Below are 26,664 nucleotides of genomic sequence, written 5' to 3' on the forward strand. Positions count from 1 at the left end.
ACCGCAGCGCACAGTGTCGCAGAGTTGCGACAGGTTCCGGTGGTACCACGAATTCGTGATTGAACCTTTGGCCTGATGTCAGTGCAGGTCGAGTTTCTTCATCTTCCGGTGCAGTGTAGCGCGGCTGATGCCGAGGGCTGCGGCGGCCTGGGAGACATTGCCATGCGTGCGCGACAGCGCGCGCAGGAGCGCCGCCCTTTCGGCTTCGGCCATCTCTTCTTCCTGCGAGACGCGGCCTTCATGCAGCGCATCGGAGGCCGGAATGCCGGCGGCGATGTGCCTGTCGTCCAGCTTGAGCGCAAGGCGAGCGGCACGCGTGGCACCGAGAACGAGGTCATGTCGGTCGACGGCGAGCAGCGCATTGGCGGAATTGACGCCGGCCGGCACCATGACGAAGCGGGCACCTGCAAAGGCGGAACGGAAGAGGTTGAGCTCGATGCGCATTGCCGCATCACGCACGGCCTGCGACAGGATGGTGAGCGTCATCTCATTGACGTCGTCGCGGCAGGTGGAAATGTCCAGGGCGGCGGCGAGAAGGCCGCGATGATCGCGGATCGGGGCCGTGGTGCAGCTCAGCTTGATGTTGGAGCAGTAGAAATGCTGGTCGCGGAAAACGGCGACGGCGCGGTCGTCGGCAAGCGCCGTGCCGATGCCGTTTGTGCCGATGCTTGCTTCGGTCCAGACAGAACCGGTCCAGAGGCCAAGGTCGTGGAATTCCTTGTCATTGCCGGCGGCGCCGCGGCGCTCCAGCGCAATGCCATTGCGATCCGTCAGCAGCAGGCAGCAGCCCGCCTTGCCGACGGTTGCAAAGAGCCGATCGAGTTCCTCCCGGGCATCGGCGATCAATTGTTCGGATTGCTCCCGGGCCAGGCCGAATTCCTGCTCGGTGAGGCGTAGCGGCACGCGCTTATCCTCTGGCGCCAGCTGGTACATTGTCATGCAGCGCCGCCAGGAAGCCACGATTGGAGAGCTGGCCGCAGCGGAATTTTGCTGGGCGCACGTATAGACATGTTCCGCATGCGCGGATTGTTCGTGCATAGAGGCTCCTCCCAGAACTTGCGCATATTCTGATGTAAATATGGCAGCTTTGCAATCAGGCCGGCATGACGCCCGATGATGGGTGTCGCATTTCTGAGACAGTTGCGCTGTCTGTCCGAGCATCGTGATCGCGATAATCTGACCAGCCGGCTGCTTGCCGGGGCTGATTTTGCGGAATAGCGTCGTATTTCTCTGGATACAACGGCGCCCGGCGGCGCCGACTGCTGATATCGCGGACTTCACATTTCAGTGTTTGCGCTGCTGACAGTGAAACAGATCGCAGCGCGGCTTCGTAGTTTCCTCAGTAGGCAACACCGAAAGAAAAATCGCTATGCCGGGAATAAGTCCCACCCGGCGTTGTCTACCAGACAAGAGAACCTGTCGCAGCTGCTGACTAGGAGAGCAAAGCGATGATGAACAGACGATTGCTGTTGACCACAGCCGGACTTGGCGCTTTTGCCCTGCGCTTCGGTTTTGGCAGCCACGCCATGGCGGAGGAGACATTCGCCGTTACCCATACCGACGAAGAGTGGCGCAAGCTTCTGACGCCGGATCAATATTCGGTGCTGCGGCAGGAGGGAACGGAATATCCCTTCACCAGCCCGTTGCTGCACGAAGAACGCAAGGGCAATTTCGCCTGTGCGGGCTGCGATCAGGAGGCCTTTTCCTCGACCACGAAATTCGACAGCGGAACGGGCTGGCCGAGCTTCTGGGCGCCGCTTGACGACAAGGTCGTCGGCACGACGCGCGACACCACCTTTGGCATGGTGCGCGATGCCGTTCATTGCGGCCGCTGCGGCGGGCATCTCGGCCACGTCTTCAACGACGGACCCAAGCCGACCGGCTTGCGCTACTGCATGAACGGCGTGGCCATGACATTCCACCCGGCATCAGCCTGACCGACGGATTATTCCGATGCTTTTCTTCGTTCTTGCCTATCTCGGTGGGGTGCTGACGATTGTCAGCCCCTGCATCCTGCCGGTGCTGCCCTTCGTCTTTGCGCGTGCCGGCCAGCCTTTCCTGCGCAGCACGCTGCCAATGCTTGTCGGCATGGCGGCGACATTCGCTGGCGTCGCGACATTGGCGGCGGTCGGCGGCGGATGGGCGGTGCAGGCCAATGAATATGGCCGCTATGCCGCCATCGTGCTGCTTGCAATCTTCGGCGTCGTCCTGCTCTTTCCGGCGCTGTCCGACTATCTGACACGGCCGCTCGTTTCGTTCGGTGCGCGCCTGTCACAGTCAGCCGATAAAAGCACGCGTGGCGGTGGTTCGGCCATTGCCGCCTCGTTGCTGCTCGGCGTTGCGACCGGCCTGCTCTGGGCGCCTTGCGCCGGGCCGGTTCTCGGCCTCATCCTCACGGGTGCGGCGCTTCAGGGCGCGAATGTCGGCACGACGCTGCTGCTGCTTGCCTATGCGCTGGGTGCCGCAACCTCGCTTGCACTTGCGCTTCTCATCGGCGGCAAGGTCTATCAGACGATGAAGCGATCTCTTGGTGTCGGCGAATGGCTGCGGCGCGGAGTCGGCGTGGCGGTTCTCGTCGCTGTCGTGGCGATTGCGCTTGGCCTCGATACGGGCTTCCTGACGCAGGCGTCGCTTGCCAGCACCAATCTTCTGGAACAAGGGCTCGTCGATCGTTTCCATCCGCAGCAGCGGACGGCCGACAATGCGGGCGGCTCCATGAAATCCGTGGTGATGCCGGCTGGCGGCGGTGGCTCGATGGCAATGATGGGCAACGATCAGATGATGATATCCGGCAACCCAGCTGCAACGAGCGGCAACTCGATGATAATGGCGATGAAGCCGAAGGGTGCCGCCGAGCAACTGCCGGTCGAAGGCCAGATGCCGCCGCTTGATGGGGCCGTGCAATGGCTGAATTCAGGGCCGCTGACGGCCGAGCAGTTGAAGGGCAAGGTCGTGCTCGTCGACTTCTGGACCTATTCCTGCATCAACTGCCTGCGCGCCATTCCCTATGTCGAAGCCTGGGCTGAAAACTACAAGGATCAAGGCCTCGTTGTCATCAGCGTGCATTCGCCGGAATTCGCCTTCGAGAAGAATGTCGACAATGTGAAGAAGGCGATTTCCGATCTCGGCATCACCTATCCGGTCGCAGTCGATAACAATTATGCGATCTGGCGGGCCTTCGACAATGAATACTGGCCGGCGCATTATTTCATCGATGCGAAGGGGGAGATACGCCACCATCATTTCGGCGAAGGCGATTACGACCAGTCCGAACGGGTAATCTAGCAACTGTTGGCCGAAGCCGGCAAGACCGGCATTTCCAGCGATATCGTCGATGTGAAGGCGACCGGTGCCGAAGCTGCCTCCGATACAGCGAATGTGCAGTCTCCGGAAACCTATGTTGGTTATTCCCGCTCGCAGAACTTCGTCGATGACAAGGGCACGGTCAACGATGCTGCTCATGATTATGTCGCCGCAACGCCCAAGCTCAATGAGTGGGGTCTCACCGGCAACTGGACGGTCGGCCCTGAACAGGCAACGCTGAACGGCGCCGATGGCAGCATCTACTACCGCTTCCATGCCCGCGACCTGCATCTGGTTCTCGGACCTGGTGCGGATGGCAAGCCGGTGCGCTTCAAGGTGACGGTCGACGGCAAGGCGCCGGGCGACGGGCATGGCGTGGATACGGATGCCGACGGCAATGGCATGGTGACGGGACAGCGGCTCTACCAGCTGGTGCGTGAAGCCGGGCCGGTCGGCGACCACACGTTCGAGATCCACTTCCTCGATCCCCGCGTGCAGGCTTTCGCCTTCACATTTGGCTGAGACAGTCCTCTATCCCTTTCGCCGCGGCTCGTCCCGTGGCGAAACAGGCCGTCAGCAGATAGCCGCCCGTCGGCGCCTCCCAATCCAGCATCTCTCCGGCTGCAAAGACGCCGGGGAGATGTTTCAGCATATAGGTCTCGTCGATTTCGCTGAAGGCGATGCCGCCGGCAGAGGATATGGCCTCGGCGATGGGGCGTGGGCGCAGCAGCGGGATCGGCAGGGACTTGATGGCGGCAGCGAGTTTGTTCGGATCGTTGCGATCGGCTTCCGGCACTAGCTCGCGCAGAAGTGCTGGCTTCACACCGTCGAGACCCGCTCCCTTGCGCAGGCGGTTGGAAAAACTCGTCTTGGCATCCTGCCGGGAGAGATCGCGAGACAGGCGATCGAGGGTGCGGCCGGGAGCAAGGTCGATCGAGAGGGTTGCCTTACCATGCTGCAACAGGTCGTCACGCAAAGCGGCCGAGTGGGCATAGACGAGGCTGCCTTCGATGCCGTGTTTACTAATGACGAATTCGCCTGGAAATGTCCCCGCGCCTGATGTTGCCGTCACCGATTTCAGCGGCTCTCCGGCGAAGCGATCACGGAAGAGTTCGCTCCAGGCGACATCGAAGCCGCAATTGGCGGGGCGAAACGGCGCAATCACTATGCCGCGTTCGGAGAGTAGCGGCAGCCAACCGGTATCCGAGCCGAGACGCGGATAGCTGGCGCCGCCGAGTGCGAGCAGTGTGGCGTCGCATGATATGGTCTTGCTGCCGTCGGGTGTTTCGAAAACATGGCCGCCTTCTGCAAAGCCGATCCATCGGTGGCGGGTGAAGAAGCTGACGCCGCGGGCTTCCAGACGGGCGAGCCAGGCGCGCAGCAACGGCGAGGCCTTCATGACATTGGGAAAGACCCGGCCGGAGGAACCGACGAAGGTTTCGGTGCCGAGGTCTGCCGCCCAGGCGCGGATGTCGGCCGGGGTGAAGGCGTCGAGGGCGGCGCGTAGATGGGGATTGGCACCGCCAAAGCGGGTAGCGAAGCGCTCGTAGTCTTCGGAATGGGTGATGTTGAGGCCGGACTTGCCGGCGAGCAAGAACTTGCGGGCAAAGGTCGGCATCGCATCATAGATGGAAACGGCATGGCCGCTTGCCGACAATACTTCGGCTGCCGAAAGGCCGGCCGGGCCGCCACCGATGACTGCGATCGTCTTCTGGTTCATAGCGCCTTCTTGGCGCGGGCGGTCGGCGAGCGCAAGTCTCAGTGATGCGGATGCACGCACTTGCCATGGTCGGCGAGCACCTCGATGACCCGACATTGATCGACGCGGCCATGGCCGCAGCCCTCGACCATCTGCTCCAGTTCCGCCTTCAGGGCATTGAGGCTGCGGATGCGCTGTTCCACCTCGATCAAGCGGGCCTTGGCGATGGCGTCGGCGGAAGCGCAGGACTGGTAAGGGTCGTCCTGCAGCTGCAGCAATGTGCGGATTGCATCGATCTCGAAGCCGAGTTCGCGGGCGTGGCGGATGAAGGTGAGGCGGTTGAGGTCCGATGGCTCGTAGGAGCGTTGATTGCCCTCGCTGCGGCTCGGCGCAGACAACAGGCCGATGCCCTCATAATAGCGGATCGTCGGCACCTTGACGCCGCTCTGGCGGGCGGCTTCACCGATGGTGATCTTTTTCATGATTTTCCTCTTGCACCTCTAGTCGCTAGAGGATGTAGGAACGATACTGCTTACAAGCAAGGATCGAAATCATGAGCGAAGCAGCACAGGCACGGTACCGGGTTGGCGGAATGGATTGCGCCGCCTGCGCAACGAAAATCGATACCGCCGTCAGACGCGTGCCCGGCGTCGAAGACGTCTCCGTGTCGGTGACAGCAGGCACGATGACGGTGCGCCACGATGGCAGCAGCGATCTCAAGGCGATCGAGAAGAGGGTGACCGGCCTCGGCTATTCGGTTGCTCCGCTCACCGGCAAGGCTCCTGCTCGCGAGAGCAAGACCGGTCATGACCATGCGCATCACGACCACGATCATGGGCACGACCATGACCACGATCACGATCACGATCACGATGGGCATGAGCATCATGATCACGACCATCACGATCATGACCACGAAGGCCATGATCACGATCATGCCGGTCACGATCATTCGCACAGCGCCGAGGAGGTCGAGGGGCTGCACGGCCATGATCATGGGCCGATGACCGGTCCCTGGTGGCAGAGCAAGAAAGGCCGGTTGACGATCCTTTCCGGCCTCGCACTCGTTGCCGCCTACTTGCTCGGCCATCTGGTGCCGTCGATTGCCCCCTATGCTTTCATCGTTGCCATGCTGGTCGGGCTGGTGCCGATTGCCCGCCGCGCGGTCATGGCCGCCCTTTCTGGCACGCCCTTTTCGATCGAGATGCTGATGACGATTGCCGCTGTCGGCGCTGTCATCATCAATGCGGGGGAAGAGGCGGCGACGGTCGTCTTCCTGTTCCTCGTCGGCGAATTGCTGGAAGGCGTGGCTGCCGGCAAGGCGCGCGCCAGCATCCAGTCGCTGACGACGCTGGTGCCTAAGAATGCGCTGCTCGAGACGGGCGGCGAGGTGAAGGAAGTGCCAGCTGAGACGCTTTCCGTCGGCTCCGTCATTCTCGTGCGTCCGGGAGACCGGATTTCCGCCGACGGGACAATTGTTTCCGGCGAAAGCGCTATCGATGAGGCGCCGGTGACGGGCGAAAGCACGCCGGTTCGCAAGGGCGCAGGCGAGATGGTCTTCGCCGGCACGGTCAATGGCGATGCGGCGCTGCGCGTCCGTGTCACGGCCGCTGCCGAGGACAATACGATTGCCCGCGTCGTCAAGCTGGTGGAGGAAGCCCAGGAATCGAAGGCTCCGACGGAGCGCTTCATCGATCGCTTCTCCCGCTATTATACGCCTGGTGTCGTCGTCGTGGCGGCTCTGGTCGCCGTTTTGCCGCCGTTGCTGATGGGCGGGGCATGGGGTGAATGGGTCTATAAGGGTCTCGCAATCCTGCTGATCGGCTGCCCCTGTGCGCTTGTCATTTCCACGCCGGCGGCGATTGCCGCCTCGCTTTCGGCGGGTGCGCGCCGCGGTCTGCTGATGAAGGGTGGGGCGGTTCTGGAATCGCTTGGGAAGGTGACGGCCGTTGCCTTCGACAAAACCGGTACGCTGACCGAAGGCAAACCGCAGGTCACCGATATAATTTCCTACGGACGCACCGAGGCAGAGGTGCTTTCGCGCGCTGCTGTTCTGGAGCAGGGCTCCAGCCATCCGCTGGCGCTGGCAATCCTCAATCGGGCCAAGGCCGATGGAGTACCCGTGCCGCCGGCTTTCGAAGTCGAAGCGCTGCCCGGCAAGGGCATGACCGGCAAGGTAGGTGGGGAGACGCTCGATCTCCTGTCGCCGCCGGCTGCGCGCGAGCGCGGGGCGCTGAATGCGGAGCAGGACGAACAGGTCGCGGTGCTGAACGGCGCGGGCAAGAGCGTCTCGGTGCTGCTCGTCAATGGTGTCGCCGCCGGTCTCATTGCCATGCGCGACGAACCTCGTGAAGACGCAAAGAGCGGGCTTGCGACGCTGAAGGCAGCTGGCGTGCGCGCCATCATGCTGACCGGCGACAACAAGCGCACGGCGGCAGCCGTTGCCGGCGATCTCGGCATCGACTGGCGCGGCGAACTCCTGCCGCAGGACAAGCAGCGCATTGTTGGCGAACTGAAGAAGGAAGGTCTGTTCGTCGCCAAGGTGGGTGACGGCATTAATGACGCGCCGGCACTTGCCGCTGCCGATGTCGGCATCGCCATGGGCGGCGGCACCGACGTGGCGCTGGAGACGGCGGATGCGGCTGTGCTGCATGGGCGTGTCGGCGACGTAGCCCGGATGATCGACCTTTCGAAGCGGACGATGCGCAATATCTTTCAGAACATCACCATCGCGCTCGGGCTGAAGGCCGTGTTCCTGGTTACCACCATCATCGGCATCACCGGCCTGTGGCCGGCGATCCTCGCCGATACGGGTGCGACCGTGCTGGTGACGATGAATGCACTTCGGCTTCTTCAGATAAAGACATAAAGATTTCTTTATATCATATTGACGTTGCGATGCGGCGGGTGCATGCTTGCCGCATCGTTGGTTCTTGGGATCTGTTGATCCCAAGCTAAGAGGGAATTCGGTGCGGCCATCGCCAAGACCGAAGCTGCCCCCGCAACTGTAAGCGGATAGACACCGTCCTTCGACGTCACTGGTAAGACGCCCGGGAAGACTGGACGATGTCGATGACCCGCAAGCCAGGAGACCTGCCGCGATAGATAACGTCCACGGGCGGGGTGTCCCGGTGTGCCGCTTGCGCGAGACGGCATTCCCATGGCCGTATCTCGTCGATGCGTTGCGCCGCAGCCTTGCCCATAACCTTCGGGGTAAGGAAAATGACTATCAAGACTGCAAATCTCGGCTTTCCCAGGATCGGAAAGCATCGCGAACTCAAATTCGCACTGGAGAGCTACTGGGCCGGCAAATCCGATGCCGGCGCGCTTCTCGATGTCGCGAAGCGGCTGCGGGCGGAAAACTGGCTCCTGCAGAAGCAGAAGGGGATCGACGTCATCCCCTCGAACGATTTCTCGCTTTACGACCATGTGCTCGACACGGCGGTCATGGTCGGCGCCATTCCCGCCGCCTATGGCTGGAAGGGCGGGCAAGTTTCTCTCGACACCTATTTCGCGATGGCGCGCGGCTCCACCGGCGAAGAGGCGCATGTCGATTGCGGCCATCAGCACCATCACGGGCATGGCGCGCCGGCGCTGGAAATGACGAAATGGTTCGACACGAACTACCACTACATGGTGCCGGAACTCGGCCCCGATCAGACCTTTGCCCTGACGGCGAACAAGCCACTTGATGCCTTCGTCGAGGCCAAGACACTTGGCATCCACACCCGGCCGGTCATCCTCGGTCCGGTTACCTTCCTGAAACTCGCCAAGGGAAGCGAAGAAGGTTTTGCGCCGATTGACCTGCTTGCACGCTTGTTGCCTGTTTATACAAAAGTACTGGCAGAACTTCGTGCAGCCGGTGTCGACTGGGTGCAGATCGACGAACCTTGCTTCGTGCTCGATCTTTCACAGGAAGAGCAGGCAGCACTGCAGCATACCTATCGTGCGCTGCATGAATTGGTGCCCGACCTGAAGATCATGGTCGCCACCTATTTCGGCGCGATCGGCGACAATCTGCCGACGGCGCTCTCGCTCCCGGTTGCCGGCCTGCATGTCGATCTCGTTCGCGCTCCACAGCAGATCGATGCCCTTTTCAAGGCACCCAGCGATCTGACATTTTCGCTTGGCGTCATCGACGGGCGCAATATCTGGAAGGCAGACCTTGCGGCGATCCGGGAGAGGATCGAGCCGCTTGTCCAGCACTTTGGTGCGGACCGGCTACAGATCGCGCCGTCCTGCTCGCTGCTGCACGCGCCGATCGATCTGGAACTGGAGAGCGGGCTGGATGGTGAGATGAAATCATGGCTCGCCTTCGCTGCCCAGAAGCTTGATGAGCTCGCAGCGCTCGGTGATGCCGGCAAGGCCTCCCAGGTGATTGCGGCAGCCTCGCAGGCCGTTGCATCGCGCGCCGTATCTACGCGCGTACATGATCTGAAGGTCAGACAGCGGGTTGCCGCGATCGACGAGGCGATGAAGACACGCAGCAGCGATTTTGCCGAGCGGACCGGACTGCAGGAGCGTAAGCTTCGCTTGCCGCTGTTCCCGACGACGACGATCGGCTCCTTCCCGCAGACATCAGATGTTCGAAAGTCCCGCTCCGCTTTCACCAAGGGCACGATCAGCGAGGCGGATTATGATGCCTTTCTGAAAAAGGAGACCGAAGCGGCGATCCGCTGGCAGGAGGAAATCGGCCTCGACGTGCTTGTCCACGGCGAATTCGAGCGCAACGACATGGTGCAGTATTTCGGTGAGCAGCTTTCCGGCTTCGCCTTCACTCAACATGCCTGGGTGCAGAGCTATGGCTCCCGTTACGTCCGACCGCCTGTTATCTTCGGCGACGTCTCCCGGCCGAAGCCGATGACAGTCGAGTGGTGGCGCTATGCGCAGTCGCTGACGGAGAAGCCCGTGAAGGGCATGCTGACGGGGCCGGTGACGATCCTCAACTGGTCCTTCGTGCGCGACGATCTCTCTCGCGCCGACGTCAGCCGGCAGATCGCGCTGGCGATCCGCGACGAGGTGCTCGATCTCGAAAGGGCCGGTGCGGCAATGATCCAGATCGACGAGGCGGCGCTGCGCGAGGGCCTGCCGCTGCGCAAGGCTGACTGGAAGACCTATCTCGACTGGGCCGTCGAGAGTTTCCGCCTATGCGCCTCCGGCGTGGCGGACGAAACGCAGATCCATACGCATATGTGCTATTCGGAGTTCAACCAGATCATCGATGCCATCGCGGCGATGGATGCCGATGTGATCTCCATCGAGACGTCACGTTCGAAGATGGAACTGCTGGAGGCCTTCCGTAGCTACAAATATCCGAACGAGATCGGCCCCGGCGTCTATGACATCCATTCGCCACGCGTTCCCGATGTCGAGGAGATGACGGAGCTTCTGACGCTGGCGCGCGAGCGTCTGACGGACGGGCAGCTCTGGATCAATCCGGATTGCGGATTGAAGACGCGCAAGTGGGAAGAGGTTCGCCCGGCGCTCGTCAACATGGTCGCTGCCGCCCGAATATTACGACATGCCGCATCGACGATTCGGGCCTGAACCTGAACTCGAAAATCAGAGAGCCGGCTATAGGCCGGCTCTCTTCATTGGGGCCCTCTCCACAGCCTGCTTTCTTTAAGCATTCGTTAACCACGTTTTTCACAGGAATGTAGCAATTTCAAACATGCCGTAACGCGACGCACAAACCATCCGTTGACGCCAACTCCGATTCGAGTACTATATCTAGTGTTCAAGGTTCCTTCGATTCGCTAGGGATCGCAGGCTAAGACGGGAATACGGTGCGCTTTGCCATGATGGCAAAACAAAGCCGGAGCTGCCCCCGCAACTGTAAGCGGCGAGCAACTGTCCGATTTCAGGTCACTGAGGCATGATGCTTTGGGAAGGCTGCGGGCAGGGTGCTTCGACCCGCGAGCCAGGAGACCTGCCTTGAACGAGAAACGTCCACGGGCGGGGTGTCCGGAAGGTTGCGTGCATGTCAGGCGGATCAAATCCGCACCTGTTGCGCTGCCCCTGAACGTCCGCATGAACACTTCGGGGTTGAAGTCATGTCGAGAGCATCGAAACCGCCGCCCGCGCAGATCCTGCGAGGAATAATGCCTGGCGTGTAAAGCGCCAACTTTGTCAGATCATTCTCAAGCGTTGCCCCGGACGCCGCAAGGCGCCCGATCCTAGTTCTGCGTCCGGAATCCATTGACATCACGAGGAACATGATGAGCGTTACCGTTTACAGCAAGCCTGCCTGCGTTCAGTGCACAGCGACCTACCGCGCCCTCGACCGTCTGGGCGTAGACTATCAGATCATCGATATCTCGGAAGATGCCGACGCCCTCGATCGTGTGCGCGGCATGGGCTACATGCAGGTTCCGGTCGTCGTTGCCGGCGAGCAGCACTGGGCGGGCTTCCGCCCTGATATGATCAGCGCGCTCTCCTGATCGGAGAAGAGCGGTGGGCCTGATCGTCTATTATTCCAGCCGGTCCGAGAATACCCATCGTTTCGTCGAGAAGCTGGGACTGCGCGCGGCGCGCATTCCTCTCGGCGCTGAAGACATCCACATTCGCGAACCCTATGTGCTGATCTCGCCCACCTATTGCGGGGACGGCGGCCCCGGGATCGTAAAGGGAGCCGTGCCCAAGCAGGTGATCCGTTTCCTCAACGAGGCGGAAAACCGCACCAACATCCGCGGCGTCATTGCTGCGGGCAACAGCAATTTCGGCGAGACCTACGGGCTTGCCGGCGACGTGATCTCACAGAAGTGCCAGGTGCCGTATCTCTACAGGTTCGAGCTTTTGGGGACTGCCGAGGATGTCGCCAATGTCAAAGACGGGATGGGACGATTTTGGACACGGGAACAAATTTGACGCGGGATGCGGGCGCAAAACCGCTTCATAGTTCAGCTCAGCCCGCTGGCGAGCGGTCTTTGAAGGCCGTGGAAGTGCTGGATTATCACGCGCTGAACGCAATGCTGAACCTCTATGACGAGCAGGGCAAGATACAGCTCGACAAGGATCGCATGGCGGCCAAGCAGTATTTCCTGCAGCATGTGAACCAGAACACGGTGTTCTTCCATAACCTCAGGGAGAAGCTCGATTATCTGGTGACCGAAGGCTATTACGAGCAGGAAGTGCTCGACCAGTATTCCTTCAATTTCGTCCGCGACCTGTTCGACGAGGCCTATGCCAAGAAGTTCCGTTTCCCGACTTTCCTCGGCGCCTTCAAATATTACACCAGCTACACGCTGAAGACCTTCGACGGAAAGCGCTATCTGGAGCGCTACGAAGACCGTATCTGCATGGTGGCGCTGGCTCTTGCCCGAGGCAATGAACAGCTCGCCCGCGATCTGGTCGAGGAGATCATTACCGGCCGTTTCCAGCCGGCAACGCCGACTTTCCTCAATGCCGGCAAGAAGCAGCGCGGCGAGCTCGTCTCGTGCTTTCTGCTGCGTGTCGAAGACAATATGGAATCGATCGGCCGCTCCATCAATTCGGCGCTGCAGCTTTCCAAGCGCGGCGGTGGTGTGGCGCTATCGCTGACGAACATCCGCGAGGCTGGTGCGCCAATCAAGCAGATCGAAAACCAGTCTTCCGGCATCATCCCCGTCATGAAGCTGCTCGAAGACTCGTTCTCCTACGCCAATCAGCTCGGTGCTCGGCAGGGTGCAGGTGCCGTTTATCTCAACGCCCATCACCCTGACATCATGCGCTTCCTTGATACCAAGCGCGAAAATGCTGACGAGAAGATCCGCATCAAGACGCTGTCGCTCGGCGTCGTCGTGCCCGACATCACTTTCGAACTCGCCAAGAACAATGAGGATATGTACCTCTTCTCGCCCTATGACGTGGAGCGGGTCTATGGTGTGCCCTTCACCGAGATATCGGTGACGGAGAAGTACCGCGAGATGGTGGCGGATGCCCGTATCACAAAGAAGAAGATCAAGGCGCGCGAATTCTTCCAGGTAATTGCCGAAATTCAGTTCGAGAGCGGTTATCCCTACATCATGTTCGAAGACACGGTGAACCGGGCAAACCCGATCGCCGGCCGCATCAGCATGAGCAATCTCTGCTCCGAAATCCTGCAGGTCAGCGAAGCGAGCACCTTCAACGACGACCTTTCCTACAAGGTGATGGGCAAGGATATCTCGTGCAATCTCGGCTCGCTGAATATCGCCATGGCGATGGATTCGGCCGATTTCGGCAAGACGATCGAGACCTCGATCCGCGCGCTGACGGCCGTTTCCGACATGAGTCACATCTCCTCGGTTCCATCGATCGAGAAGGGCAATGACGACAGCCATGCAATCGGCCTCGGCCAGATGAACCTGCATGGATACCTCGCCCGCGAGCGCATCCATTACGGTTCGGAAGAGGGCGTCGATTTCACCAATATCTATTTCTACACGGTAACCTATCACGCGCTGCGCGCCTCCAACCGTCTGGCGGTCGAACGTGGCGCAAGCTTCAAGGGCTTCGAGAATTCGAAATATGCCTCGGGCGACTATTTCGACAAATATACCGAGCAGGAATGGAAGCCGGCGACCGAGAAGGTTCAGGCGCTCTTCGACGATGCCGGTATTCATATCCCGACGCAGGAAGACTGGCTGGAGCTGAAGAAGGCCGTGATGGCTTCGGGCCTCTATAACCAGAACCTGCAGGCGGTGCCGCCGACGGGCTCGATCTCCTACATCAATCACTCGACCTCCTCGATCCATCCGATCGTCTCGAAGATCGAGATCCGCAAGGAAGGCAAGATCGGCCGCGTCTACTATCCGGCGCCGTTCATGACCAACGACAATCTCGACTACTATCAGGATGCCTACGAGATCGGGCTCGATAAGATCATCGACACCTATGCGGCGGCCACTCAGCATGTCGACCAGGGCCTGTCGCTGACGCTGTTCTTCCGCGACACGGCAACGACGCGCGATATCAACCGAGCCCAGATCTATGCCTGGAAGAAGGGCATCAAGACGATCTACTACATCCGCCTTCGCCAGATGGCGCTGTCCGGCACCGAGGTGCAGGGCTGCGTATCCTGCACGCTTTAAACGACCGGAGATGATGATGAACATGCAATTCAAACCGGTCAGCCGCGTGCGCGCCATCAACTGGAACCGTATCGAGGACGACAAGGATCTCGAAGTCTGGAACCGTCTGACCGGCAATTTCTGGCTGCCGGAAAAGGTGCCGCTGTCGAACGACATTCCCTCCTGGGGGACACTGACGCCGGCCGAGCAGCAGCTGACGATCCGCGTCTTCACCGGGCTGACGCTGCTCGACACGATCCAGAACGGTGTCGGCTCCGTCAAGCTGATGGCCGATGCGGCAACGCCGCATGAGGAAGCGGTGCTCTCCAACATCTCCTTCATGGAAGCCGTGCATGCGCGCTCCTATTCCTCGATCTTCTCGACGCTCTGCCTGACGCCCGATGTCGACGATGCCTATCGCTGGTCGGAAGAAAACGAGTTCCTGCAGAAGAAGTCGGCGCTGATCATGGAGCATTATGCTTCCGGCGATCCGCTGAAGAAGAAGGTTGCGAGCGTCTTCCTCGAAAGCTTCCTCTTCTATTCCGGCTTCTATCTGCCGATGTACTGGTCGAGCCGCGCCAAGCTCACCAACACGGCCGACATGATCCGCCTCATCATCCGTGACGAGGCCGTGCACGGCTATTATATCGGCTACAAGTTCCAGCGCGGACTTGAAAAGCTCTCCGAAGAGCGCCGCCAGGAGATCAAGGATTTTGCCTTCGACCTGCTGCTCGAGCTCTACGACAACGAAGCGAAATATACCGAAGCGCTCTATGACGGCGTCGGGCTGACCGAGGACGTCAAGAAGTTCCTGCATTACAACGCCAACAAGGCGCTGATGAACCTCGGCTATGAGGCGCTGTTCCCGGCTGACGCCTGCAAGGTCAATCCGGCGATCCTGTCTGCGCTTTCGCCGAATGCCGATGAGAACCATGACTTCTTCTCGGGCTCCGGCTCCTCCTATGTCATCGGCAAGGCGGTGGCGACCGAGGACGAAGACTGGGATTTCTGAGGTTTATCTTTACGAAGCCTCTTATCATTCGGTCCGCTATCGCCCACATTCAGCGCGGTGTATTCGTTGAATGTGGCGTAGCGGGAGTTTTTTATGAGGCCCTCTTTCGAAGCGACTGATCCGGCAAGTGAAGCTGCCGAAGGCGTCTGGCCAATCCGCAGGCGCCGAATTCTCGATTGGCTGATCAACGAGACCCGCAACGAGCGTTTCATCGACAATATCCTGGTGGAGATGTGCAAGCGGCTGCTGGCAGCCGGCGTGCCGGTGAACCGGTCGAGCTTGCATTTCCGCACGAACCATCCGCAATGGATCGGCGCTCGCATCCTGTGGGTGGAAGGCATGGAAGAGGCAAAGATCGACACCTTTGCTTACGGGGTGGAAACCACGCCGCAATTCCTCAATAGCCCGGTCAACGAGATCCACAAAGGCGCCAACGAGGTGCGGAAGAACCTTGAGGATTTATGGGAGGGCGACGACTATCCCTTCTACCAGGAACTGCGCGACGACGGCTATTCCGAATATATCGCCTGGCCGATCGATCATACGTTCGACAAGCGCCACGTCGTTACGTTCTCCACCAATAGGCCAGGCGGTTTTACCGGCGAACACGTGGATTTCCTGCGCGATCTGCTGCCTGCTCTCACTCTCGTCAGCGAGATCCGGCTCAAGAACATCATGGCGCGCACGCTGCTGCAGACTTATGTCGGGCCGCATGCGAGCGAACAGATTCTCTCCGGCGTCATCACCCGCGGCAGCGGCACGACCGTCGGCGCGGCGATCATGATCTGCGACCTGCGCGATTTCACGGCGATCTCCGATCTCTGGCCGCGCGACGACGTCATCCAGTTGCTCAACGATTATTTCGATGCCATGTCCGATCCGATCGAACGGCACGGCGGCGAAATCCTGAAGTTCATGGGCGATGGGCTGCTCGCCATCTTCCCGCTGTCGAAGCCTTCGGCTTGCGAGGATCTGCTGACGGCGATCCGGGAAGGGCAGGAGGCGATGGCGAAAGTGAATGAGCAACATCAGCGCCTGGGGCGTGATCCCCTGCGCTACGGCGTCGGCGTCCACGTCGGCGACGTGATGTACGGCAATATCGGTTCGAGCCGGCGGCTGGATTTCACGGTCATCGGCCCGGCAGTCAACGTCGCTTCGCGGCTTGAAACCTTGACCAAGGAGGTTAAGCGGCCGGTACTGTTGTCTCGCGCTTTCGTCGAGATGGCGACCTGCACGGAAGAGATGGACAATCTCGGCACTTTTCCCCTGCGCGGGCTTGGCGAGCCGGTCGAAGTCTTCGCTTTCCGCGAAAAGCCGACAGCAGGGCGTGACGCAGCTTAGGCTACCGGAAAATTGATCTGCGGCGGCAGGAGCAGGCTCTGGCTCTCTGCTGCCGGATTGCCGATGCGCTGAAGAAGCATCTGGCCGAGATGTTCGCCCGCCTCGACCAGATCCTCGTATATGGTGTCGATCTTCGGCTGCAGATGCGTGAGGAGATGCGAGGTCTCCTTGGCGACGATATCATAGTCTTCCGCGAGAACGCGCCCCGCATCATTCATGGCGGTGACGAGCGCCAGCGCCGAAACCTCGCCCGGACAGACGAACCCGTCTGGAACATCGGGGGCCGCGGCACGCGCCCGAAAGAAATCTCTGATCTCGTTGGCCGGTGAATCGAGCGTGACCGCTTCCGATATCTCGTAGGCGACGCCGGCCTCGCGCACGGCGGTCATGAAGCCATGAAGGATGTGCTGGCTGAAGGTCAGCCGCTTCGGCGGCATGACGACTGTGACCCTTTTCCTGCCCTTGGCGATCAGGCGCCGGGTGGCTTCGTAGGCGAAGGCATAATTGTCGTAATCGACATAAGCGTGCGGTGTCGAAAACTCGGTGCGCCCGTGCGACACGAAGGGAAAGCCGACCTCCTGCAGCATCCGCACCCTCGCATCGAAGGGTTCCGTCCGCGTGAAGATCAGGCCGTCGGCGAAATTGTTGCGAACAATATATTCTGCCGCTTCGAGATCCGTCGTCGACAGGAAGTTCGGGGCGACGACGAGGTGATAGGATGTCTCTTTCAGTACCTTGGCGATGCCGTACATGATGGCCGTGCCGAAGCCGACCACTTCTTGATGCGGATCAAGAAGGATGCTGATGACGTTGGTGCGGCCTGTCTTGAGGCGCTGGGCAGCCCGGTCCGGCAGGTAGCCGATCTCGCGGGCAATGCGATGGACGCGCTCGCGCGTTTCGACCGATATTTGCGGCGCGTCGCTGAGTGCGCGCGAAACCGTCGTCACCGCAAGACCGGTCAATGTCGCGATGGTACGCAAGGTCGGCTTGCCGCGCTTTTGCGCACCATCCGGATTTTCACAGCGTTGCAGTTGGGACAATTCGGTCACTGGGGACATTCCGTGCTGGATCGCGGCTACAATAACACGATGAAACCCGCACGCAATCAATCAATGCAAACGATTTAAATTTTTACGGTTTCTCCGGCGATCAGAAAAAATGCAAATAAAATCAATATTTATCGGACTAATCATATTTTTCTCGGGAGTCGAGGAAGGACTTGACGTGACCGCGTTTATAACGTTTTAAATTGTCAACCGTGCTGGGAGGTGCGGTGTGGTGTTTGACCGCCGTTGCGGCGGAAGACATCTGGGCGGCTGAGGAGGGTCTCGCCGCTCATTCACGAATGGGAGGATATTCATGCGCAAGTTTTTGAGCTCGGCAGCTCTTGCTGTCGTGATGATGGCTGGTTTCGGCAGCGCTCACGCGGCTGACGTCAAGGAAGTTCAGATGCTGCACTGGTGGACGTCCGGCGGTGAAGCCGCGGCGCTCAACGTGCTGAAGCAGGATCTCGCTAAGGAAGGCTTTGCCTGGAAGGACGTTCCGGTAGCTGGCGGTGGCGGCGACGCAGCTATGACCGCGCTGAAGGCGATGGTTGCGGCAGGTACCTATCCGACCGCTTCTCAGATGCTCGGCTATACCGTTCTCGATTATGCCCAGGCTGGCGTCATGGGTGACCTGACCGAGGCAGCGAAGAAGGAAGGCTGGGACAAGTCTGTTCCGGCAGCGCTGCAGAAGTTCTCCGTCTATGACGGCAAGTGGGTTGCAGCACCGGTCAATGTTCACTCCGTCAACTGGCTGTGGATCAACAAGTCCGTCATGGACAAGATCGGCGGCACGCAGCCGAAGACATTCGACGACCTGCTCGCCCTGCTCGACAAGGCAAAGGCAGCCGGCGTCATCCCGCTCGCGCTCGGCGGCCAGAACTGGCAGGAAGCCACGATGTTCGACTCCATCGTGCTCTCGACCGGCGGTCCGGAATTCTACAAGAAGGCTCTCAACGACCTCGACGAGGAATCGCTGAAGTCCGACACGATGAAGAAGTCGTTCGATAACCTCGCCAAGATCATCAAGTATGTCGATCCGAACTTCTCAGGCCGCGACTGGAACCTCGCGACCGCCATGGTCATCAAGGGCGATGCTCTGGTGCAGGTCATGGGCGACTGGGCAAAGGGCGAATTCGTTGCCGCCAAGAAGACCCCTGATACCGACTTCCTGTGCTACCGCTTCCCAGGCACCGATGGCAGCGTGGTCTACAACTCCGACATGTTCGGCATGTTCAACGTTCCTGACGACCGCAAGGCCGCTCAGGTCGCGCTCGCCACGGCAACGCTGTCGAAGAGCTTCCAGTCTGCCTTCAACGTCGTCAAGGGTTCGGTTCCGGCCCGCACCGACGTTCCGGATACGGATTTCGACGCTTGCGGCAAGAAGGGTATTGCCGACCTGAAGGCTGCCAACGAAGGCGGCACGCTGTTCGGCTCGCTGGCGCAGGGCTATGGCGCTCCGCCGGCTATCACCAACGCCTATAAGGACGTTGTCTCGAAGTTCGTCCATGGTCAGATCAAGACCTCCGACGAAGCCGTCACCCAGCTCGTCCAGGCGATCGACGACGCTCGCTAATATTCCACCGACCAGGGCTTTCCCGCATTCTTGCGGGGAGGCCACAGCCCCTGCGGTGCAGGGAGGAGATGATCACATGAGTACAGTTGCGACCACGGATCCGGTCCTGACGTCGAAGTCTTCAACCCGCTCGTCCATTCGCGGCCGGCTGCAGGATGCGCTGCCCAAGATCGTATTGGCGCCGAGTTTTCTGATCACCGTGATCTTCGTCTATGGCTTCATCGTCTGGACGGCCTATCTCTCCTTCACCAATTCCAAGACTTTTCCGTCCTATGCAATCACGGGGGCGCGCGCTTATCAGCGGCTCTGGCGCTGGACCTTCGAAAGCGATCCGCCGTCCTCATGGTACACATCGATCACCAATATGGGGATCTTCGGTTTCCTCTACATCTTCATCTGTCTGGGGCTCGGCCTGCTGCTGGCGATCCTTCTCGACCAGAAGATTCGCGGCGAAGGCGTGCTGCGGCCGATCTTTCTCTATCCTATGGCGCTGTCCTTCATCGTGACCGGTGTTGCCTGGAAATGGTTCCTCGATCCGGGCCTCGGCCTGGAGCAGACGCTGCATCATCTCGGCTGGACGAGCTTTCATTTCGATTGGATCAAGAACAAGGACTTCGTCATCTACACCGTCGTCATCGCCGGTGTCTGGCAGGCTTCCGGCTTCGTCATGGCGATGTTCCTCGCGGGCTTGCGGGGCATCGACGGCGAGATCATGAAAGCGGCTCAGATCGATGGCGCCACACCGTTCCAGCTCTACCGGCGCATCGTCATTCCGATGCTGCGGCCAATCTTCCTGTCCGCCTTCATCGTGCTCGCCCATATGGCGATCAAGTCCTATGACCTCGTGGTGGCGCTGACATCGGGTGGTCCCGGCGGCTCGGCTTGGCTGCCGTCCAACTTCATGTACGAATACACCTTCAAGCGAAATGAAATGGCTGTCGGTTCGGCAAGCGCCATCATCATGCTGATGACCATCTCGGCGATCATCGTGCCCTATCTCTATTCCGAACTGAGGGAGAAGGCGCGATGAGCAGCGTTACCTCTTCTGACATCGCAGTCCCCCAGGGCGGCAATAGCGGCCGCTGGGTCGGCCGGGTCATCATTTACGGCCTGCTGCTGATCTTCGCCATTCTCTATCTGATGCCGCTCTTCGTGATGCTCACCACTTCGTTCAAAACCATGGACGAGATTCAGAACGGCAACATGCTGGCCCTGCCGCAGGCACCGACGCTCGATCCCTGGTTCAAGGCCTGGGGCGAGACCTGCGTGGGCCTCACCTGCGCCGGTATCAAGGGCTATTTCTGGAACTCGATCAAGATGGTCGTGCCGGCGGTTGCCATCTCGACCATCATGGGTGCGCTCAATGGTTACGTGCTAACCAAATGGCGTTTTCCCGGCCATACGCTGGTCTTTGGGTTGATGCTCTTTGCCTGCTTCATCCCGTTCCAGTCGGTGCTGCTGCCGATGGCGACCATTCTCGGCACGCTCGGCCGTTTCGGTATGACGCTTCAGAACGCGACCGGTTTCAGCTTCGGCTTCGGCAATCCGACGGTGAACCTCGTCTTCGTGCATGTCGTGTACGGTCTCGGCTTCACGACGCTGTTCTTCCGCAATTTCTACGAGGCCTTTCCGACCGAACTGGTGAAGGCCGCGCAGGTCGATGGCGCGAGCTTCTTTCAGATCTTTCGCCGTATCATGCTGCCGAATTCGCTGCCGATCATCGTCGTCACGGTCATCTACCAGTTCACTAATATCTGGAACGACTTCCTCTTCGCCTCGGCCTATGCCGGTACGGGTGACTCCATGCCGATGACGGTGGCGCTCAATAATGTCGTCAATACCTCGACCGGCGTGGTCGAATATAATGTCAACATGGCTGCGGCGATGATCGCGGCCGTTCCTACGCTCATCGTCTATATCCTCGCCGGCCGCTATTTCGTGCGCGGTCTGATGGCGGGCGCCGTCAAAGGGTGATCCATGGCTTTCCTTGAAATTTCCGGTCTCAAGAAGCGCTTCGGCGCCGTCGACATTCTCAAGGGGATCGACCTGGAACTCGAAAAGGGTGGCTTCCTGGTGCTGGTCGGCCCGTCCGGCTGTGGCAAGTCCACGCTGCTCAACACCATCGCCGGGCTCGAAGCGATCACTTCGGGTGAGATCCGCATCGATGGCCGCTCCATCAACGGCTTGCACCCGTCCAAGCGCGATATCGCCATGGTGTTCCAGAGCTATGCGCTCTATCCGAACATGACCGTTGCCGGCAATATCGCCTTCGGCATGGAAATCCGCGGTGTGCCGAAGGATGAGCGCGAGAAGGCGATCAAGCAGGTCTCCGACATGCTGCAGATCGGCCATCTCCTGGATCGAAAGCCTTCGCAGCTTTCCGGTGGCCAACGGCAGCGCGTGGCGATGGGCCGTGCGCTGGTGCGCAATCCGCAAGTGTTCCTGTTCGACGAGCCGCTCTCCAACCTGGATGCGAAGCTGCGCGTCGATATGCGCACGGAAATCAAGCGCCTGCACCAGCGCATGGGAACGACGATCGTCTACGTCACCCATGACCAGATCGAGGCGATGACGCTGGCGACGAAGATCGCGGTGCTGAAGGACGGCGTGCTGCAGCAGTTCGGTACGCCGGCGGAAATCTACAACAGCCCGTCCAATGTCTTCGTAGCAGACTTCATGGGCTCACCGGCGATGAACCTGCTCAACGCGACCGTCGAAAACGGCGACGGCGGCTTGCAGGTCTCGCTGGAGCGGCCCAATGCCGAGCCGTTGAAGCTACCGGTCAATTCGGGCAGTAATAGCCTTACCGGCTACGCGGGCAAGCAAGTGATCTTCGGCATTCGTCCCGAAGCATTGACGGACCCTGACGGGGCCGACCGCAAGGCGAAGTCGGTCGTTCATGGCGACTGCGCCATCGAAGTCGTGGAACCGGCCGGTTCGGATACGTTTGCCGTCACCAAGCTCGGCGGCAAGTCGGTGGTGGCGCGCCTTGGAGCGGATACCGGCATTCTGCCTGGTCAGAACACCCGCCTTGCCTTCAATCTCGACAAGGCGGTGTTCTTCGATCCCGCCAGCCAGCTCAGGATCGCGTAGAGCAATTCCAGCAAAAGTGTGTAGCGGTTTTGCGTCCCGAATTGCGTGAAAGCAAAGAGGCAGAGCATTTCCGTAATTCGAAGAAAAACGGAAATGCTCTGTCGGCCGTCAGACGGCCGCCACCGAAAGCGTTACCGGTGCGAAGTGGCTCGATGTCGCTTCGACCGTGATTTCGCCTGTCAAGCCGGTTGCTTCCAGCCAAAAGCCCGTCGTGCCGCCCTGGAGCGATACGGTCGTCGGACCGACAATCTTGGCAGGGCCTTTGATCGTCAGCGTTACAGCATCGTTCAGGAAGGGCAGGCGCTGGCCGCGCTGGTCGAGCGCGCGGATAATGACACGGGTCGTGTCGCGTTCGCGGGCCTTCAGCGTGGTGCTGTCGGGCGCGACTTCCAGTGCGGTCGGCAGCGGATCGGCTGCCAGCGTCAGTCTGGCCACGGGCTCGCCATTGATGAAGCCGGTGAATTCACCGTCGATCCATTCCAGACCCCAGCGGCCGAGTTCATCCTGGGTGAAATGGCGGTGGTCGAGCACGACGGGTGGATGCGGCAGGTGCGGATAGTTCTCTCGATCCGGACCGATGCGCTTGGTCAGCGAGCCGTATTTCAGCTCAACCTCGTCACAGTTGGTCAGGATGATCAGCGGCAGCACACCGCCGATGCTGCGTTCGCCGCGCGCCCAGAAGGTGACCGGCTTCATGATGATTTCATCTGAGGAGTCGCACTGGCTGGCATAGACATAGGCCGCGAATTTCGGTTCGCGGAACATGTCCATGACGCCGTGATAGCAGATGCGGTCGCCGGAGCCGAAATCCTTGTGCGTGTTGTAGTCGAACATGCACCAGCCGATCGCGCCCGAAATATCCGGATCGCCATAGGCGGCATTCAGCACTTCCAGGTGGCGGCGCACATGTTCGGCCTGGCGCTGCTCGGCATCATACATCTTGGTCGGATGCATGTGGCCGTTGAACTCGGTGATGATGTAGGGGACCTTGTATGAGAGGCCGGTATTTTCTTGCTGGCCGCGCAGCGCCGTGCGCGGGCGATTGGCGCCCGGCAGTTCCTCATTGCCCAGGATGAAGTCGTTCATCGTATAGACGTCTTCCAGAAGCTCGCTTTCGGTCAGGTAGCGAACGCCACCAGTCTGGCGCGTGGAATCGAGCTCATGGGCCAGCCGGTTGGTCGCGGTATAGAAGTCGTGGCTGTCGAGCGACTCGTTGATGCGCACGCCCCAGATGATGATCGAGGGATGATTCCAGTCGCGCTCGATCATGCGGCGAACGTTTTCGATGGACTCTCTCTGCCAATCGAGATCGCCGATATGCTGCCAGCCGGGGATTTCTTCAAAGACGAGCAGGCCGATGCGATCGCACTGGTCGAGGAACCATTTCGACTGCGGATAGTGCGAGGTGCGCACGATATTGCACTTCAGCACTTTTTTCATGATGTCGGCGTCACGCTCCTGTGCGGAGCGGCCGGCTGCATAGCCGATATAAGGGTAGGCCTGATGGCGGTTGAGGCCTTGAAGCTTAACGGACCGACCGTTGAGCAGGAAGCCTTCCGGCGTGAATTTGGCGGTGCGGAAGCCGAAATGGGCAGATGCCCTATCCGAGCCATGTTCGGTTCTGAGATCGACGACAACTTCATAGAGCGCCGGGTTTGACAGGTCCCACAGTTCGATGCCCGTCAGTCCGCCGAACGAGAGCGTCGTCACGGAGCCGATCGTTTCACCGGCAGCACTTGCGAGCACGATACCATCGGCACCCTTCAGCGAGGCCGTAACGGTCGCGGCATAGGTCAGGCTCTGCGGATTGGCGACATCAACGCGGACCGTGGCCGACTTTATGTCGGACAGAACGTCATGTGTCTCGATCTTGAGATTGCGGATGGAGACTTTGTCGGTGACCTTCAGCCAGACGTCGCGATAGATGCCAGCATAGGTGAGGTAGTCGATGCGACCGCCGAAGGGCGGGATGGCGGGGTTCTCGCTGCCGTCGATCTTGACGGTGATCAGGTTCTCGCCCTTGATGAGTTTGCCGGTCAGGCGGGCCTCGAAGGGCGTATATCCGTCCTTATGGGCAATGATCTCTTCGCCGTTCAGATAGACGACACTGTCGGCCATGGCACCATCGAAGAGGATGGAGACTTCGCGGCCTTCGAATTCCGGCAGCCAGCGCAGTACCCTCTGATAGGTGAAGGCGCGCTGATAGCGCTTCTCGTCGAAATAGTTGAAGGGCAGCTCGACAGCCGTATGCGGCAGGCTGACGATATGGTCGCCGTCGAAAGCCTCGGTCAGGTGCTGGCCAAAGCCTTCGTGGAAGCTCCAGGATTCATTGAGGGAAACGACGGAACGCATCTCAGGCTCCCCGGCAGGCGGCAGGGGAGAGGCGGCGCCTGGCAGCGGCGCGTGAAAGGGTGATCATCGATATTCCTCCTCGATGCGAATGACTGGAGCCGCCCCTCAGGCGGTCGAACCCCAGCGGGGTGTGCAGGCAAGCGTAATGCTGTGCGGGCCCTCATCGCCGGCCTCATGGCGTTCGATCACCTCGACGACCGCGTCCATAAAAGCCACGTGGTCGAGGCTCAGCGTCGTCAGGTCGTTGCAGTCCCAGGCGGCCATGGCAATGCCATCCTGGCCGACGATGGCGATATCCTCAGGCGTATTCTTTCCGAGCACGCGGCGGGCGGCGTCGCGCGCCCCGATCGCCATCACATCGTTGCCGCAGATGATGGCATCGACCTTGGAACGGTGCAGCAAGAGAACGGCCTCCTTGAAGCCGGAATCGTAGGAATAATCGCCGAAGGCTTCCGCTTCGAAGGCAAGGCCGTGACGCGCCAGAGCGTCGGCAAACCACTTGCGGCGCAGCTTGTCGATCCAGCTCGACTTGGTGCCGGAGAGATAGGCGAAGCGCCGTTTTCCGTCGCCGACGATCTTGTCGATGATCTCGCCAGCGCCGACCGCGCCGTCGATGCGGATGTTGGAGACATCCTCGTTTTCCAGCGGCTCGAAGGAAACGATAATCGGCTTCGTGGTGTGGAAGATGTCGACGGCTTCCTGCATCGACACCATGTCGGAGAAGATGATGACGTGATCCACCTGGTAGGTCGAGGCAAGCCGCATGAGCTGCAGCCGGTCCGAATGATCGGCGCAGCAGAGAATGATGGGCAGGAGTTGGCGGGCCTGCAGGCGATGGACGAGAAGCTGCTGCTCCTCGGCCTCGCAGGGGTTGCCGATGGCGTTGACGACGAGCGCGACGAGGCGCGAACGCTGGTTGTTCAGCGAACGGGCGATCGCATTCGGCTGATAGCCATATTCACGGGCAACGGCGAGGATGCGGTCACGCGTGGCGCTGCCGATCCTGGAATCCGGCGAAAAGGCCCTCGATATCGTCGCGGAGGAGACACCGGCGAGTTTCGCCAGTTCCTTCGAGGTGATCCGCCGTCTATTCGTTCCGCTCATCGTCTTGCGCCTATGCGGTGATCCTGACGGGTACGCCGTCGGCCGCTGCCGATTCCTTGATTGCATCCCAGAGCCTAGCGAATCTGAGACCCATTTCAACGGAGCCGGAGTTTTCCATCGTTCCGGCGCGGATGGCGAGGAAATTCTTCATCGGGTTGCCGAGAATCTCGGCCTCTTCACGCGGTTCGCTGGTGCGTCCGACGCTGATTTCACGCCAGCCGCCCCAGGCGTCGATGCGCACGATCGCCTTCGAATAGAAGAAGGTGATGTAGGAGGCGCAGCCGGGAGGGCCTTCACCGGCGGCCGTCAGCGTCGCCAGCGCGCCGTTCTTCAGCCGGGCGGAGACGGCGGTGGCGATATCGACCTTTTTGCCGTGATTGTTCATATAAGCGGAGACGCTGTCGAAATCGGAATTGGCGAGCAGGCAGACGGTGTTCATCATGTGCGCGCCGGTATCGAACATGAAGCCGCCGCCGGAGATTTCGGGCTGCTGCTTCCAGTGGCCCTCATAATTTGAAGACCAGCTTTCCCAGATCATTCCGGAGATGGCGATCAGTTCACCGAATTCGCCTGACAGAGCGCGTTTGCGGGTGTTGAGCACTAGTGGTGAGAGGCCGCCCTGGAAGGCGGTGACGATTGTCACGCCGCTCTTCTTCTGTGCCGCGATCAGCGTCTCGGCCTCGGCGACTGTGGTCACCATCGGCTTTTCAAGGAAGAGATCGAGGCCGGCTTCGGCAACGGCCGTTGCCTGCTCGGCATGGGAAGCGTGCGGGGTCGAGACATAGATGATGTCGAGTTCGTCGCGGCATTTTGTGAGCAGATCCCGGTAATCGGCGAAGCCCTTCGGCTCCGGCGCGCCGGCCGCCGTGCAGACGTCAATCAGCCGCTTGCGGGAGGTTTCGCTGGTGTCAGCAAGCGCTACGAATTCAATTTCCGGCATCTTCGCCCAGCTCTCTGCATATTCAGCCGCTTTCAAGCCGGCGCCGATGACGCCGAGGCGCAATTTCTGAGACATCGAAATCCTCCCTGATATCGTTTTGCAAACGATTACACAAACGGTACATTTGATGCAAGTCATAAATAATACAGTAAAATCAATTAGATAATTTTGC

19 protein-coding genes, 1 pseudogene and 2 riboswitches are annotated in these 26,664 nt (G+C 60.1%); of the genes and pseudogenes, 13 read left to right on the forward strand and 7 right to left on the reverse strand.

Translation table 11 applies throughout. The features are described from left to right. Positions 1 to 78 precede the first annotated feature (78 nt). Complete coding sequence (locus tag ACR9ZQ_RS28090; protein WP_481429120.1) at positions 79 to 1,038, reverse strand: helix-turn-helix domain-containing protein; 960 nt, start codon at positions 1,036 to 1,038, stop codon at positions 79 to 81. Positions 1,039 to 1,448: 410 nt separating this feature from the next. Here ACR9ZQ_RS28090 and msrB point away from each other — a divergent pair, with 410 nt between their 5' ends. Both msrB and ACR9ZQ_RS28100 read left to right on the forward strand, forming a co-directional pair. Further along, positions 1,449 to 1,937 carry a peptide-methionine (R)-S-oxide reductase MsrB gene (msrB, locus tag ACR9ZQ_RS28095; protein ID WP_310383954.1) on the forward strand — a complete coding sequence of 163 codons (489 nt, stop codon included), beginning with the start codon at positions 1,449 to 1,451 and terminating at the stop codon, positions 1,935 to 1,937. 16 nt (positions 1,938 to 1,953) lie between these two features. Further along, positions 1,954 to 3,825 (forward strand): annotated as a pseudogene (locus tag ACR9ZQ_RS28100) (cytochrome c biogenesis protein DipZ). Here the strand turns inward: ACR9ZQ_RS28100 and ACR9ZQ_RS28105 are convergent. Next, the gene (locus ACR9ZQ_RS28105; RefSeq protein WP_481429121.1) at positions 3,812 to 5,023 is read right to left on the reverse strand and encodes a TIGR03862 family flavoprotein; all 1,212 of its coding nucleotides are present in this window, start codon (positions 5,021 to 5,023) and stop codon (positions 3,812 to 3,814) included. The pseudogene ACR9ZQ_RS28100 and the gene ACR9ZQ_RS28105 sit on opposite strands and share 14 nt — an antisense overlap. Positions 5,024 to 5,061: 38 nt before the next feature. Beyond that, the gene (locus ACR9ZQ_RS28110) at positions 5,062 to 5,484 is read right to left on the reverse strand and encodes a MerR family transcriptional regulator (protein ID WP_310383948.1); all 423 of its coding nucleotides are present in this window, start codon (positions 5,482 to 5,484) and stop codon (positions 5,062 to 5,064) included. Between the two features lie 71 nt (positions 5,485 to 5,555). On the opposite strand from ACR9ZQ_RS28110, the gene ACR9ZQ_RS28115 reads away from it, so the two are divergent. The 7 genes from ACR9ZQ_RS28115 (at position 5,556) to ACR9ZQ_RS28145 (ending at position 16,384) form a co-directional block, all read left to right on the forward strand. Next, positions 5,556 to 7,871, forward strand: a complete 2,316-nt coding sequence (locus ACR9ZQ_RS28115; RefSeq protein WP_481429122.1) for a heavy metal translocating P-type ATPase — start codon at positions 5,556 to 5,558, stop codon at positions 7,869 to 7,871. A 40-nt stretch (positions 7,872 to 7,911) separates the two neighbouring features. Further along, positions 7,912 to 8,117, forward strand: a riboswitch (cobalamin riboswitch). Between the two features lie 107 nt (positions 8,118 to 8,224). Beyond that, positions 8,225 to 10,549, forward strand: coding sequence for a 5-methyltetrahydropteroyltriglutamate--homocysteine S-methyltransferase (gene metE, locus ACR9ZQ_RS28120; protein ID WP_481429123.1), 2,325 nt, complete (start codon positions 8,225 to 8,227; stop codon positions 10,547 to 10,549). A gap of 176 nt (positions 10,550 to 10,725) precedes the next feature. Continuing rightward, positions 10,726 to 10,953: riboswitch (cobalamin riboswitch) on the forward strand. Between the two features lie 267 nt (positions 10,954 to 11,220). Next, the gene (gene nrdH / locus ACR9ZQ_RS28125) at positions 11,221 to 11,442 is read left to right on the forward strand and encodes a glutaredoxin-like protein NrdH (protein ID WP_310383943.1); all 222 of its coding nucleotides are present in this window, start codon (positions 11,221 to 11,223) and stop codon (positions 11,440 to 11,442) included. 13 nt (positions 11,443 to 11,455) lie between these two features. After that, a complete protein-coding gene (nrdI, locus tag ACR9ZQ_RS28130) occupies positions 11,456 to 11,869 on the forward strand; it encodes a class Ib ribonucleoside-diphosphate reductase assembly flavoprotein NrdI (RefSeq protein ID WP_310383942.1) in 414 nt (137 codons plus the stop codon). Further along, positions 11,848 to 14,052, forward strand: coding sequence for a class 1b ribonucleoside-diphosphate reductase subunit alpha (gene nrdE / locus ACR9ZQ_RS28135; protein WP_481429124.1), 2,205 nt, complete (start codon positions 11,848 to 11,850; stop codon positions 14,050 to 14,052). Before nrdI ends, nrdE begins: the two co-directional genes overlap by 22 nt. 16 nt (positions 14,053 to 14,068) lie before the next feature. Beyond that, complete coding sequence (gene nrdF, locus ACR9ZQ_RS28140; protein ID WP_310383938.1) at positions 14,069 to 15,043, forward strand: class 1b ribonucleoside-diphosphate reductase subunit beta; 975 nt, start codon at positions 14,069 to 14,071, stop codon at positions 15,041 to 15,043. A gap of 93 nt (positions 15,044 to 15,136) precedes the next feature. Beyond that, entirely contained in the window at positions 15,137 to 16,384 is a 1,248-nt protein-coding gene (locus ACR9ZQ_RS28145) for an adenylate/guanylate cyclase domain-containing protein (protein WP_310383936.1), read from the forward strand. Here the strand turns inward: ACR9ZQ_RS28145 and ACR9ZQ_RS28150 are convergent. Beyond that, on the reverse strand, positions 16,381 to 17,433 hold the full coding sequence (locus ACR9ZQ_RS28150; protein ID WP_481429125.1) for a LacI family transcriptional regulator: 1,053 nt from the start codon (positions 17,431 to 17,433) through the stop codon (positions 16,381 to 16,383). The genes ACR9ZQ_RS28145 and ACR9ZQ_RS28150 overlap by 4 nt on opposite strands. 310 nt (positions 17,434 to 17,743) lie before the next feature. Between ACR9ZQ_RS28150 and ACR9ZQ_RS28155 the strand changes: the two genes are divergently transcribed. The 4 genes from ACR9ZQ_RS28155 (at position 17,744) to ACR9ZQ_RS28170 (ending at position 22,096) form a co-directional block, all read left to right on the forward strand. After that, positions 17,744 to 19,003, forward strand: coding sequence for an ABC transporter substrate-binding protein (locus ACR9ZQ_RS28155; protein ID WP_310383932.1), 1,260 nt, complete (start codon positions 17,744 to 17,746; stop codon positions 19,001 to 19,003). A gap of 76 nt (positions 19,004 to 19,079) precedes the next feature. Beyond that, on the forward strand, positions 19,080 to 20,033 hold the full coding sequence (locus tag ACR9ZQ_RS28160) for a carbohydrate ABC transporter permease (protein WP_310383930.1): 954 nt from the start codon (positions 19,080 to 19,082) through the stop codon (positions 20,031 to 20,033). Next, positions 20,030 to 20,977 carry a carbohydrate ABC transporter permease gene (locus ACR9ZQ_RS28165; protein WP_310383927.1) on the forward strand — a complete coding sequence of 316 codons (948 nt, stop codon included), beginning with the start codon at positions 20,030 to 20,032 and terminating at the stop codon, positions 20,975 to 20,977. The genes ACR9ZQ_RS28160 and ACR9ZQ_RS28165 overlap by 4 nt, the downstream gene beginning before the upstream one ends. Before the next feature lie 3 nt (positions 20,978 to 20,980). Next, the gene (locus ACR9ZQ_RS28170) at positions 20,981 to 22,096 is read left to right on the forward strand and encodes an ABC transporter ATP-binding protein (protein WP_477818103.1); all 1,116 of its coding nucleotides are present in this window, start codon (positions 20,981 to 20,983) and stop codon (positions 22,094 to 22,096) included. A gap of 108 nt (positions 22,097 to 22,204) precedes the next feature. Here ACR9ZQ_RS28170 and ACR9ZQ_RS28175 read toward each other — a convergent pair whose 3' ends face one another. From ACR9ZQ_RS28175 to ACR9ZQ_RS28185, 3 genes are all read right to left on the reverse strand, one after another. Further along, positions 22,205 to 24,448, reverse strand: coding sequence for a glycoside hydrolase family 2 protein (locus tag ACR9ZQ_RS28175; protein ID WP_481429126.1), 2,244 nt, complete (start codon positions 24,446 to 24,448; stop codon positions 22,205 to 22,207). A 105-nt stretch (positions 24,449 to 24,553) separates the two neighbouring features. Continuing rightward, entirely contained in the window at positions 24,554 to 25,552 is a 999-nt protein-coding gene (locus tag ACR9ZQ_RS28180; RefSeq protein ID WP_481429127.1) for a LacI family DNA-binding transcriptional regulator, read from the reverse strand. A 10-nt stretch (positions 25,553 to 25,562) separates the two neighbouring features. Continuing rightward, positions 25,563 to 26,567 carry a Gfo/Idh/MocA family protein gene (locus ACR9ZQ_RS28185; RefSeq protein ID WP_310383920.1) on the reverse strand — a complete coding sequence of 335 codons (1,005 nt, stop codon included), beginning with the start codon at positions 26,565 to 26,567 and terminating at the stop codon, positions 25,563 to 25,565. Positions 26,568 to 26,664: the final 97 nt, after the last annotated feature.

This window comes from Rhizobium sp. KNZ14-9A, from assembly GCF_056755015.1.

Excerpts from the sequence above, each read along its gene's own strand:
- ACR9ZQ_RS28090 (WP_481429120.1), bottom strand. The coding sequence starts at position 1,038 with ATGCACGAACAATCCGCGCATGCGGAACATGTCTATACGTGCGCCCAG.
- msrB (WP_310383954.1), top strand. The coding sequence starts at position 1,449 with ATGATGAACAGACGATTGCTGTTGACCACAGCCGGACTTGGCGCTTTT.
- ACR9ZQ_RS28105 (WP_481429121.1), bottom strand. The coding sequence starts at position 5,023 with ATGAACCAGAAGACGATCGCAGTCATCGGTGGCGGCCCGGCCGGCCTT.
- ACR9ZQ_RS28110 (WP_310383948.1), bottom strand. The coding sequence starts at position 5,484 with ATGAAAAAGATCACCATCGGTGAAGCCGCCCGCCAGAGCGGCGTCAAG.
- ACR9ZQ_RS28115 (WP_481429122.1), top strand. The coding sequence starts at position 5,556 with ATGAGCGAAGCAGCACAGGCACGGTACCGGGTTGGCGGAATGGATTGC.
- metE (WP_481429123.1), top strand. The coding sequence starts at position 8,225 with ATGACTATCAAGACTGCAAATCTCGGCTTTCCCAGGATCGGAAAGCAT.
- nrdH (WP_310383943.1), top strand. The coding sequence starts at position 11,221 with ATGAGCGTTACCGTTTACAGCAAGCCTGCCTGCGTTCAGTGCACAGCG.
- nrdF (WP_310383938.1), top strand. The coding sequence starts at position 14,069 with ATGAACATGCAATTCAAACCGGTCAGCCGCGTGCGCGCCATCAACTGG.
- ACR9ZQ_RS28145 (WP_310383936.1), top strand. The coding sequence starts at position 15,137 with ATGAGGCCCTCTTTCGAAGCGACTGATCCGGCAAGTGAAGCTGCCGAA.
- ACR9ZQ_RS28155 (WP_310383932.1), top strand. The coding sequence starts at position 17,744 with ATGCGCAAGTTTTTGAGCTCGGCAGCTCTTGCTGTCGTGATGATGGCT.
- ACR9ZQ_RS28160 (WP_310383930.1), top strand. The coding sequence starts at position 19,080 with ATGAGTACAGTTGCGACCACGGATCCGGTCCTGACGTCGAAGTCTTCA.
- ACR9ZQ_RS28165 (WP_310383927.1), top strand. The coding sequence starts at position 20,030 with ATGAGCAGCGTTACCTCTTCTGACATCGCAGTCCCCCAGGGCGGCAAT.
- ACR9ZQ_RS28170 (WP_477818103.1), top strand. The coding sequence starts at position 20,981 with ATGGCTTTCCTTGAAATTTCCGGTCTCAAGAAGCGCTTCGGCGCCGTC.
- ACR9ZQ_RS28175 (WP_481429126.1), bottom strand. The coding sequence starts at position 24,448 with ATGCGTTCCGTCGTTTCCCTCAATGAATCCTGGAGCTTCCACGAAGGC.
- ACR9ZQ_RS28180 (WP_481429127.1), bottom strand. The coding sequence starts at position 25,552 with ATGAGCGGAACGAATAGACGGCGGATCACCTCGAAGGAACTGGCGAAA.
- ACR9ZQ_RS28185 (WP_310383920.1), bottom strand. The coding sequence starts at position 26,567 with ATGTCTCAGAAATTGCGCCTCGGCGTCATCGGCGCCGGCTTGAAAGCG.